Raw genomic sequence first — 11,020 nt, 5'->3', positions numbered from 1 at the left:
AAGCCCAGCTCCGCCATGCACGCCGCATGCGTGGCCCCCAGATACCCCGTCCCGACCACGGAGACCCGCAGCGGTGGCCCCCCGCCCTGGTCACGCTGGGTGCCGGGAGCAATGGACCCGGCAGGATCGGTTGGGGCAGGAACGATGGCTGGCTCGGTCACGTGGCCCATCGTAGGGACGGCCGCGTCCCACGTCACGGCTGGGAGGCGAACGCCAAGCCTCGAATGGGCGAACACTCCGCTGCTGTCCGGGTGCCTGGCTGGGTGCCTAGCGTGTCTGGGTGTGAGTGGTCCGGATCAGTTCGGTGAGGTTGTGGGCGTGGCGCATCACCGTCTCCGCGTGGACCCGTCCGGGTTGGCGGGTCAATCGTTCGATGGGCCCGGAGATGGATACGGCGGCGATCACCCGTCCGCTCGGGCCACGCACCGGCGCCGAGACCGAGGCGACTCCCGGCTCGCGTTCTCCCAGCGACTGTGCCCACCCCCGGCGCCGGACGGCGGCCAGCACCGTGGGCGTGTAGACGGCCCCGTTGAGGCCCTCGACGAGGCGCTCGTTGTCCTCCCAGGCCAGCAGCACCTGTGCGGCGGAGCCGGCCTTCATAGACAGCCGGGTGCCGACCGGAATGGTGTCGCGGAGCCCCACGGGCCTCTCGGCGCTGGCCACGCACACGCGGGCGTCTGCTTGCCGACGGAAGAGCTGGGAGCTCTCTCCCGTGGCATCCCGCAGCCGGGACAGCACCGGGCCGGCGGCCGCCGTCAGCCGGTCCTCACCGGCAGCAGAGGCGAGCTCGGAGAGCCGGCTGCCCAGGACGTAGCGGCCCTGCAGGTCACGGCCCACCAGCCGGTGGTGGACGAGCGCTGACGCCAGGCGATGCAGGGTGGGCCGCGCGATGCCCGTGGCGGAGACGAGCTCGGCCAGCGACGTCGGCCCTGCCTCGAGTGCGTCCAGGATGGCGGCGGCCTTGTCCACCACGCCCACCCCGCTCGGGGTGTGGAGGGCCTGCGGTGTCCGGTGCTCCGAAGTGTCCATACTCTGATACTACCGTCTCAATATATGAGACATCCGCAGCCGTGATGGCCACCGTCGGCGCCGCGGTGCCAGAGTATGGGTGTCACTGGTGGAAGGACACGAGATGGTAGCCCAGGTATCCCCTGAAGACAGGGCCGCAACGGCCTCAGCTGCGGCGGCCCCGCGCACGCTGGCCGAGAAGGTCTGGCAGGATCACGTGGTGGTCCCCGGCAACGGTGCCGGCGACGCCCAGACCCCCGACCTGCTGTACATCGACCTGCACATCATGCACGAGGTCACCAGCCCGCAGGCCTTCGAGGGGCTGCGCCTGGCGGGCCGCGCCGTCCGGCGCCCCGACCTGACGATCGCCACCGAGGACCACAACACCCCCACGCTGGAGATCGACAAGCCGATCGCCGACCCGGTCTCGGCCAAGCAGATCCAGACCCTGCGGGACAACGCCCAGGAGTTCGGCATCCGGCTTCACTCGCTGGGCGACGCGGAACAGGGCATCGTCCATGTGGTGGGGCCGCAGCTGGGTCTCACCCAGCCGGGCATGACCGTGGTGTGCGGTGACTCGCACACCTCCACACACGGCGCCTTCGGTGCCCTGGCCTTCGGCATCGGCACCTCTGAGGTCGAGCATGTGCTGGCCACCCAGTCCCTGCCGCTGAAGCCGTTCAAGACCATGGCCATCACCGTCGAGGGCACCCTCCGGGAGGGGGTGACCGCCAAGGACATCATCCTCGCGGTCATCGCCAAGATCGGCACCGGTGGCGGACAGGGCTACGTCCTCGAGTACCGGGGTTCGGCCATCCGTGCGCTGTCCATGGACGCACGCATGACCATCTGCAACATGTCGATCGAGGCCGGCGCCCGCGCTGGCATGGTCGCCCCGGACGAGACGACCTTCGACTACATCAAGGGCCGTCCCCACGCCCCCCAGGGCGAGGACTGGGACGCCGCCGTCGAGTACTGGTCCAGCCTGCCCACGGACGAGGGCGCGGCCTTCGACGCGGAGGTCTTCCTGGACGCGGACGAGCTGGAGCCCTTCGTCACCTGGGGCACCAACCCGGGGCAGGGGGTGTCCCTGAGTGACACCGTTCCGCATCCGGAGCACTTCGACGACCCGAATGCCCGGGCCGCCGCCGAGCGGGCGCTGGAGTACATGGACCTGACCGCCGGCATGCCGATGAAGGACATCCGGGTGGACACCGTCTTCCTGGGCTCCTGCACCAACTCCCGGCTCGAGGACCTGCGCACCGCCGCCGCGATCATCGAGGGCCGGGCCAAGGACGAGAACGTGCGCATGATCGTGGTCCCCGGCTCCGCCCGTGTGCGACTGGAGGCGGAGGCCGAGGGCCTGGACCGGGTGTTCAAGGACTTCGGTGCCGAATGGCGCTTTGCCGGCTGCTCCATGTGCCTCGGGATGAACCCGGACCAGCTGGCCCCGGGGGAGCGGTGCGCGTCCACCTCCAACCGCAACTTCGAGGGGCGCCAGGGCAAGGGTGGCCGCACCCACCTGGTCTCACCGGTGGTCGCGGCCGCGACCGCGATCCGCGGCACGCTGTCCTCGCCGTCCGACCTGGCGGCGTTCGCATCCGAGCTGCAGGAGGCCTGACATGGAACCCTTCATCACCCACACCGGGATCGGCGTTCCGCTGAAGCAGTCCAACGTGGACACGGACCAGATCATCCCGGCCGTCTACCTCAAGCGCATCACCCGCACCGGATTCGAGGACGCCCTCTTCGCCGGTTGGCGCAAGGATCCTGAGTTCATCCTGAACCGGCAACCCTACTCGGCCGGCTCCGTCCTGGTGGCGGGCCCGGACTTCGGCACCGGTTCGTCCCGCGAGCACGCGGTGTGGGCCTTGAAGGACTTCGGGTTCAAGGTGGTCCTGTCCGCCCGCTTCGCGGACATCTTCCGCGGCAACTCCGGCAAGCAGGGTCTGCTGGCCGCCGAGGTGGACCAGCAGGACATCGAGCTCATCTGGAAGGAGCTGGAAAACCACCCGGGCACCGAGGTGACGGTGGACCTCGAGGGCCGCACCGTGACCTGCGGTTCGTTCAGCGCGGGCTTCCAGGTGGACGACTACACGCGTTGGCGTCTGCGGGAGGGACTCGACGACATCGGCCTCACCCTGCGCACGGAGCAGGAGATCACCGATTTCGAGGCGCGCCGGGCGGCCTACAAGCCCGCCACGCTTCCGGCCCGGACCGCCTGATCCCGGACTGATCCGGCTTCGCCCCGTATGCTGGTGTGCGGATCTGCGCCGGGCCCGTCCCGGCCATCCGCACACCAGCGACGGCCCGCCCCGGCGGGCCACGGAGGAATGCCACTGTCTATGGGAAATCTGCTGACGATCAACGGCGGTAAGCCGCTCGAGGGACGCGTGACCGTCCGTGGCGCCAAGAACCTGGTGCCCAAAGCCATGGTGGCCTCGCTGCTGGGCAGCAAACCGTCGGTCCTGCGCAACGTCCCCGAGATCCGGGACGTCGAGATCGTCACCGGTCTGCTCTCCGTCCACGGGGTCAAGGTCACCAAGGACCCGGAGACCGGGGACCTCAGCCTGGACCCGGCGGCCACCAAGTCCGCCACCAGCTCGGAGATCGACGCCCACGCCGGCGACTCCCGTATCCCGATCCTGTTCTGCGGTCCCCTGATGCACTCCATCGGGGAGGCCTTCATTCCCGACCTGGGAGGCTGCAAGATCGGCGACCGGCCGATCGACTTCCACCTCACCGTGTTGCGCAGTTTCGGCGCCGTGGTGGAGAAGCGCCCCGGCGGCATTCACATCTCCGCGCCGAAGGGCCTGACGGGGGCGAAGCTGGAACTTCCGTACCCCTCGGTCGGGGCCACGGAGCAGGTGCTGCTGACCGCCGTGAAGGCTGAGGGCATCACCGAGCTCAAGGGTGCCGCCGTGGAGCCGGAGATCCACGATCTGATCCACATCCTGCAGAAGATGGGCGCCATCATCACGGTGCAGACGGACCGCACCATCCGGATCGAGGGCGTGGACCAGCTCACCGGCTTCAACCACCGCGCCATCCCGGACCGCAACGAGTCGGCCTCATGGGCCTCGGCCGCCCTCGTGACGCAGGGGGACATCTACGTCGAAGGCGCCATGCAGCGGGACCTCACCGCCTTCCTGAACACCTACCGCAAGATCGGTGGCGAGTTCGAGGTCGACGATCACGGCATTCGGTTCTGGCACGGCGGGGGCCCCCTCAAGCCCCTCGTGCTGGAGACCAACGTGCACCCGGGCTTCATGACCGACTGGCAGCAGCCGCTCGTCGTGGCGCTGACGCAGGCCGACGGTGTCTCGATCGTGCATGAGACCGTCTACGAGGAACGCTTCGGGTTCACCGATGCACTGGTCCGCATGGGCGCCTCCATCCAGCTGCACCGTGAATGCCTCGGGTCCGTGCCCTGCCGGTTCGGGCAGCGCAACTTCCTGCACTCCGCCGTCATCTCGGGACCGACCGAGTTGCACGGAGCTGACTTCGACATCCCCGATCTGCGGGGCGGGTTCTCGCACCTCATCGCCGCCCTCGCCGCCCAGGGCACGTCGCGGGCCACCGGCATCGAGATCATCAACCGCGGCTATGAGAAGTTCATGGACAAGCTCATCGGTCTCGGGGCCGACGTCGAGCTGAGCAGCTCGGGCCGCTAGGGGACCTCTCGTGACCGAATCCACCGGACTGCGCGCCGGCTACTTCGCGGCGGCCTCCCTCGTCCGTCCCACGCTCAACGCCATCATGTCCAAGGAGTGGCAGGGCGGCCACCACATCCCGGAGTCGGGATTCATCGTGTGCGCCAACCACATCTCCAATCTGGACCCGCTGGCCCTGGGCCACATGGTCTACAGCCTGGGCCACCTGCCGCACTTCCTGGCCAAGTCCGAGCTGTTCCAACTGCCGGTCGTGGGGGGGATGCTCACCCGGATGCGGCAGATTCCCGTGGACCGTGCCCGCGGCGGCAATGAATCGCTCGTGGCGGCCGACCGGGTCCTCGCCGAGGGAGGGGCGATCATCATCTACCCCGAGGGGACCCTGACTGCGGACCCAGACCTGTGGCCCATGAAGGCGAAGACCGGCGCGGCACGATTGGCCCTCAAGACGGGGGTCCCGGTCATCCCGATGGCCCAGTGGGGCATCCACGAGGTGCTGCCGAAGACGGCCAAGACGCCCCGGCTCCGGCCACGCGGGACGGGACGGATCCGCATCGGTGCCCCCGTGCCCCTGGAGGACCTGCGGGAGTCCACGCTGACGCGGTCCGTGCTGGAGACCGCCAGTGAACGCATCATGACGGCCATCACCGGCGAACTCGAGGTCCTCCGTGGCGAGGATGCGCCGGAGGGGCGGTGGAATCCACGCACCGGTCAACGGGAAGCGGGCCACCGGGGCCAGGGGTTCTCGTGACCGCGCGCCCCGAGAAACTGGTGGTGGTGGGAGCCGGCAGCTGGGGGACCACCTTCGCGAAGGTCCTGGCGGACAGCGCCCTCGAGCGAGGAGTGGTCGAGCCGGAGATCGTGCTCTGGGCCCGGCGTCCCGAGGTGGCCGAGGACATCACCGCCCGGAAACGCAACACCGACTACCTCCCGGAAATCGACCTGCCGGCGTGCCTGAGTGCCACCACCGACCTGGCGGAGGCCGTGGCCGGTGCCGGACTCGTGGTGTTGGCCATTCCCGCCCAGGAGGTCCGCGTGCACCTGCCGGCCATCCGCGCCCACCTGGACCCGGCCGCCGTCGTGGTCTCCCTGGTCAAGGGGCTGGAACGGGGTACCGACGCCCGGATGAGCGAGCTGTGCGCCGAGGAGCTGGACCTGCCGGACGAACGGTTCGCCGTGGTGTCCGGGCCGAACCTGGCCCTGGAGATCGCCCGCCAGGAGCCGACGGCCACCGTGGTGGCGTCCAGGGACCCTGCCACGGCCGAGTGGATCGCGGTGCGGACCTCGGGCCCGTACTTCCGGCCCTACACCAACACGGACGTGACCGGCGTCGAGATCTGCGGTGTGGTCAAGAACGTGATCGCGCTGGCTGTGGGGATCTGCGACGGGCTGGGCTACGGGGACAACTCCAAGGCCTCCGTCATCACCCGCGGGCTGGCCGAGACCGCACGCCTGGCCGAGAGCCTCGGGGGGCAGGCCGAGACCCTCGCCGGGCTCGCCGGGCTGGGAGACCTCGTGGCCACGTGTGCCTCGCCGCTGTCCCGCAACAGGACGGCCGGCCGGTACCTCGGCCAGGGGCTCAGCGTGGAGGAGGCCACCGCGCGGCTCAAACAGACCGCCGAGGGCATGAAATCGGTCTCGGCGGTGGTGGACCTCGCCCGGCGGCACGGCGTGGAGATGCCGATCAGCGAGGCCATGAATGCCGTGATCGCGGGCTCCCTCGACGTCGACACCCTGGCGGGGCTGCTGCTGGCCCGCGACCTCAAATCGGAAGGACGATCGTGACCACGGAACCAGACCGCAACGCACGGCCCGGGTCTGGCGCCCACGGCCGGCTCCGCGTGCTCGTGCTCTTCGGAGGCCGCTCCAGCGAGCATCCGATCAGTTGCATCACCGCCTCCGGCGTGCTGAACGCGATGGACCCGGACCGGTACGAGGCGGTGCCCGTCGGGATCACCGCGACCGGCCGGTGGCACGGCTTCGAGGCAGACCCGTCGCACTGGAACCTGCCCGGCGGGGGCCTGCCGCAGGTCCCGGAGCCGGCCGATCCGCTGGCGCTGCGCTGTACCGAGGGGGGCGGCCACGAGCTCGTCTCCGTGGCGAGCGGGGCATCACACGGGACCATCGATGTGGTGTTCCCGCTGCTGCACGGGCCGTTCGGGGAGGACGGAACCCTGCAGGGCGAGCTCGAGATGGCCGCCGTGCCCTACGTGGGCGCCGGCGTGCTCGCCTCGGCTGTGGGCATGGACAAGCACTTCATGAAGGTCGCCTTCCAGGCCGCCGGGCTGCAGGTCGGGCCGTGGGAGACCATCACGGACCGCCAATGGCGTGGTGAGCGTGAGTCCGCTCTCGAGCGGGTCGCCGCCCTGGCCTTCCCCGTGTTCGTCAAGCCGGCCCGGGCGGGCTCCTCCTTCGGCATCACCCGAGTGACGCAGGCCGAGGGCCTGGCCGCCGCCATCGAGGAGGCCCGCCGCTTCGACCCCAAGGTCGTCGTCGAAGCCGGGATCATCGGCCGCGAGATCGAGTGCGCGGTGCTGGACGGCCCTGGAGTCCAGGCGCCGCGGGCCTCCCTGCCCGGCGAGATCGTGGTCCACGAGGGCTCCGGCCAGCACGAGTTCTACGACTTCCAGGCCAAGTACCAGGACGACACCGCGGCGGACCTGTCCTGCCCGGCCGACCTGCCGGAGACGGCCATCGACACGGTGCGCCGGCTCGCCGTGGTGGCCTTCGACGCCGTGGACGCCGAGGGCCTGTCCCGCGTGGACTTCTTCTACACGCCCGCCGGCGAATTCGTCATCAACGAGATCAACACCATGCCGGGCTTCACTCCGATCAGCATGTACCCCGCCATGTGGGAGCGGTCCGGGCTGGCCTACGGTGAACTGATCGACGAACTCCTGCAGCTCGCTCTCGAGCGCGGCACCGGACTCCACTAGGACCGGCCCGGTGGCCTGCTCGGAGCACCGGCACCACTACGGCGACGGCGCGTCCGTCCCCGGGATCGGCGCCTGAGTGGGCGCCGAGGTGGTGCACCCGCCGGTGGCGGGGATGCGTCCCACGGCCGATGAGAGGTCCACCATGACCGAGCTCGACGCCGCCCGGGTGTCATCGAACAAGACCTCGATCGCGGGAGAGCGGCCATAGGTGGTCAGGGTCCAGAACTCCCCGTCGTCCCGTGTGACCCAGTCGATGCCATTGGCCGTCACGCAGTGCTCGGTGGTAGGCCCCGGGACAGGGACGCCGCAGCGGAGGATGACGGCAGAGGGCTCGCCCCAGGCGGCCGTGGCCTGGCTGTCCGTCTCCCGCCGGTCGAAACCGGCGACGGCGTCCGGCAGGGACACCATCGCCTCGGCGCACACCGGGTCGGTCGCCTCCGGCGCGGCCTGGACATCGGCGACGGGGGCGCCGCATCCACTGACGATCAAGCCGACGCCCACCACGGCGACGGACCCGAGGGACCTGAACCCGCGAACCCGGGACAGTCGTGGGCGGGGCAGACCGGATGCGGTGGAACGCTCGGCAGGGGTGGTCATCACAGGACTGCAGGGAGGCACGCCGGGGGAAAGCATGCTGACAGCCTACGATGAGCGCCTGTGACAGTGCCTTATCATGGGACGAGCACCACAGGCGAGGGGCCGCGACGGGCAGGTTCCCGGTGGCACGCGCACCGCGGGCCCCAGGGCCACAGTGACCGCGTGTGAAACCCACTGCCGCCACGACCGAACGACCCTGGAGGACCTCTGTGTCTGAACCCTCGTCTGACCTTTCCGACTCCATGGGTGGCATGGGAGACGATGGATCCGGGGGCCAGCCCGACCGCGGTCACCGCAAGAAGCGGAAGAACAGGGCCGTCTGGCTGACGCTCGGCATCGTGCTGGTCCTGGTCATCGGGGCCGGTGCCGTGGCCATCGGATACCTGGCGAATCTCGCCTCCACGTTCGACAACGACACCCAACGCTTCGAGACGACGTTCCCGGAGGCAGAGTCCCGTCCCACCAAGGCCCCGGCCGGCGAGGGCAAGGAGGAGCCGCTGAACATCCTCCTGCTCGGCTCCGACTCCGGCGGCGGCTCGGGTGAGACGGAGAACCTGGCCGGCGTACCCCAGGCGGGACGGTCCGACACGATGATGTGGGTTCACATCCCAGGAGACCGGGAGGCGATCTACGTGATGTCGGTCATGCGTGACCTCTGGGTGGAGATCCCGGGCGAGGGAACCCACAAGCTCAATGCCGCCTACTCCTTCGGAGGCGTGCCGAAGACGGTCCAGACGCTGGAGAGCCTGTTCGGCACCCGGATCGACCATGTGGCCGCCGTGGACATGGCGGGCTTCGAAGGGCTGGTGGATTCGCTCGGCGGCGTGGACATCACCGTGCCGGAGTCCTTCGAATCGGGCAACGGGGGCCGGTCCTTCCAGGCGGGCGCCCAGCACATGGACGGGGACACGGCGTTGTCCTTCGTCCGCGAGCGCTATGCCTTCTCCGACGGCGATTATTCGCGCGTCCGGAATCAGCAGCTGTTCCTGACGGCGGTGGCCCAAAAGGTGCTGACCGCGGAAACGCTGACAAACCCCGGCAGGATTTCGGATATGGTGGGTGGGTTGTCTCCATACCTGACGCTCGATGAAACCCTTAATTCAGGGGAATTGATCTCTATCGGCAGGACCATGACGGACATCCGTTCGGACGACCTGGAAATGTTCACGGTGCCCACCGATGGCGTGGGCCGCGCGAGGGGCCAGTCAGTCGTCTGGCCGGACGAACAGGCGATTGAGGAGATTGGCTCGGCGTTGAGCCAAGACGATGTGGCCTCATACCTTTCCGGTCAGTGACCGGCACACACTTACGAAAGGATCGCGACTTGGACCTTCGCGACTACATCCGGATCCTGCGGAACAACTGGCTGTCGATTCTGCTGGTGACCCTCTTGGGAGTGGCCGTCGCCGCCGGGGCCACGGCGTTGACGAAGCCGACCTACACCGCCCGGACACAGATCTTCGTGGCCGTGAACTCCGGGGACACGGCGAGCGACATCCTGCAGGGCTCCAGCTTCTCCGAGAAGCGGGTCACCTCCTATGTCACCCTCGCCACCAGCCCGCGCGTCCTGGCGCCCGTCATCGAAGACCTCGATCTGGACCTGACCGTCCAGGGTCTCGCCGCCACAATCGAGGCCACGGCTCCGCCGCAGACCGTGCTGATCAACCTCTCGGCCAGTCATGAGGACCCCGCGCAGTCGGCGGAGATCGCCAACGCCGTGGCAGAGTCGCTGATCTCGACCGTGTACGAGGTCGAGGATCCGGAGGGTGCCAACGACCCGCTGGTGGACCTGTCCGTGGTGGAGCAGGCCTCCGTGCCGTTGACCCCGTCGAGCCCCAGGGTGGCCCTGAACCTCGTCCTCGGCCTGGTGGTCGGCGCCGCACTCGGCGTGGCCTTCGCCCTGCTCCGCACTCTTCTCGACTCCCGCATCCGCAACCGCGAGGATGTCGAGCGGATCACTGACGCCCCGATCCTGGGGGCCTTCGCCGATCACAAGTCGGCCGAGGACGAGCCGATCATCTCGCTGGACGATCAGTTCGATCCTCGCGCCGAGAGCTACCGTCAGCTGCGCACCCACCTGAAGTTCACCAATATGGACGGCGGAACGCAGTCCGTCGTCGTGACCTCGTCCATCCCCGGCGAGGGCAAGACCACCACCTCCTGCAACCTCGGCATCATGATGGCCGAGTCGGGCAGCCGGGTCGTCATCATCGACGCCGACCTCCGCCGTCCACGTGTCGCGAAGACACTCGGGCTGGAAGGAGCCGTGGGCCTGTCCACGATCCTGTCCGGCCAGATCGACCTCGAGGACGCCATCCAGTCCTGGGGCCCCGACGGCGAACTGGACGTCATCACGTCCGGTGAGATCCCGCCGAACCCGTCCGAGCTGCTCGGTTCCGAGGCCATGCGCCGCCTGCTGCGCCAGCTCGAGGGCCGCTACGACGTGGTCCTCCTCGACGCCCCGCCGCTGCAGCCGGTCACCGACCCGACGGTTCTGGCCTCCATGGCCTCCGGTGTCATGCTCGTCAACCGCGTGGACGGTTACGTCCACCGCGAGCAGCTGCAGGGCGGTCTCGACAGCCTGGTCTCCGTGGACGCCCGCGTGCTGGGCCTGGTGCTGACCCGCGTCCCGCAGAAGCGCGGCACATACTACGCGTACCAGTACGCCTATGAGTCGGACGCCGTGGAACCCACGTCGGCTCGCCGTTCCCAGGGCAGCCGCTCCGCCGGCGCCGGTGGCGCCTCCACCCGGGGCAAGGGGCAGTCCAACCAGAAGGCCCTGACGGGTATGCGATTCCGGTGAGGCGC

10 protein-coding genes are annotated in these 11,020 nt (G+C 69.2%); 8 read left to right on the top strand and 2 right to left on the bottom strand.

Annotation, left to right across the window (positions count from 1 at the left end; translation table 11 throughout):
* Window positions 1-267: 267 nt before the first annotated feature.
* Window positions 268-1,029 (bottom strand): IclR family transcriptional regulator, encoded by a 762-nt coding sequence (locus RUH65_RS06660; RefSeq protein ID WP_313816527.1) that lies wholly within the window; start codon window positions 1,027-1,029, stop codon window positions 268-270.
* A 103-nt stretch (window positions 1,030-1,132) separates the two neighbouring features.
* Between RUH65_RS06660 and leuC the strand changes: the two genes are divergently transcribed.
* The 6 genes from leuC to RUH65_RS06630 all read left to right on the top strand — a co-directional run bounded on the left by leuC (window position 1,133) and on the right by RUH65_RS06630 (window position 7,615).
* A complete protein-coding gene (gene leuC, locus RUH65_RS06655) occupies window positions 1,133-2,629 on the top strand; it encodes a 3-isopropylmalate dehydratase large subunit (RefSeq protein WP_313816526.1) in 1,497 nt (498 codons plus the stop codon).
* A gap of 1 nt (window position 2,630) precedes the next feature.
* A complete protein-coding gene (gene leuD / locus RUH65_RS06650) occupies window positions 2,631-3,233 on the top strand; it encodes a 3-isopropylmalate dehydratase small subunit (protein ID WP_313816525.1) in 603 nt (200 codons plus the stop codon).
* A 120-nt stretch (window positions 3,234-3,353) separates the two neighbouring features.
* Window positions 3,354-4,682, top strand: a complete 1,329-nt coding sequence (gene murA / locus RUH65_RS06645) for a UDP-N-acetylglucosamine 1-carboxyvinyltransferase (protein ID WP_313816523.1) — start codon at window positions 3,354-3,356, stop codon at window positions 4,680-4,682.
* 10 nt (window positions 4,683-4,692) lie between these two features.
* Window positions 4,693-5,430, top strand: a complete 738-nt coding sequence (locus RUH65_RS06640) for a lysophospholipid acyltransferase family protein (RefSeq protein ID WP_313816522.1) — start codon at window positions 4,693-4,695, stop codon at window positions 5,428-5,430.
* Window positions 5,427-6,464 (top strand): NAD(P)H-dependent glycerol-3-phosphate dehydrogenase, encoded by a 1,038-nt coding sequence (locus RUH65_RS06635; protein ID WP_313816521.1) that lies wholly within the window; start codon window positions 5,427-5,429, stop codon window positions 6,462-6,464. The genes RUH65_RS06640 and RUH65_RS06635 overlap by 4 nt, the downstream gene beginning before the upstream one ends.
* Window positions 6,461-7,615, top strand: a complete 1,155-nt coding sequence (locus RUH65_RS06630; protein WP_313816520.1) for a D-alanine--D-alanine ligase family protein — start codon at window positions 6,461-6,463, stop codon at window positions 7,613-7,615. The genes RUH65_RS06635 and RUH65_RS06630 overlap by 4 nt, the downstream gene beginning before the upstream one ends.
* A gap of 36 nt (window positions 7,616-7,651) precedes the next feature.
* On the opposite strand, the gene RUH65_RS06625 is transcribed toward RUH65_RS06630, so the two are convergent.
* Window positions 7,652-8,212 carry a DUF3515 family protein gene (locus tag RUH65_RS06625; protein ID WP_313816519.1) on the bottom strand — a complete coding sequence of 187 codons (561 nt, stop codon included), beginning with the start codon at window positions 8,210-8,212 and terminating at the stop codon, window positions 7,652-7,654.
* Window positions 8,213-8,421: 209 nt separating this feature from the next.
* On the opposite strand from RUH65_RS06625, the gene RUH65_RS06620 reads away from it, so the two are divergent.
* Window positions 8,422-9,507, top strand: coding sequence for an LCP family protein (locus tag RUH65_RS06620; RefSeq protein WP_313816518.1), 1,086 nt, complete (start codon window positions 8,422-8,424; stop codon window positions 9,505-9,507).
* 29 nt (window positions 9,508-9,536) lie between these two features.
* Window positions 9,537-11,015: a polysaccharide biosynthesis tyrosine autokinase gene (locus tag RUH65_RS06615; protein ID WP_313816517.1), complete on the top strand. Its 1,479-nt coding sequence runs from the start codon at window positions 9,537-9,539 to the stop codon at window positions 11,013-11,015.
* The last annotated feature ends 5 nt before the right edge of the window (window positions 11,016-11,020 follow it).

Origin of the sequence: Citricoccus sp. (assembly GCF_032154715.1) — a bacterium.
In the GTDB taxonomy this organism is placed as follows: Bacteria; Actinomycetota; Actinomycetes; order Actinomycetales; family Micrococcaceae; genus Citricoccus.
The sequence above is the reverse complement of the archived record's forward strand: the minus strand, read 5'-3'. Positions and strand labels throughout refer to the sequence as shown.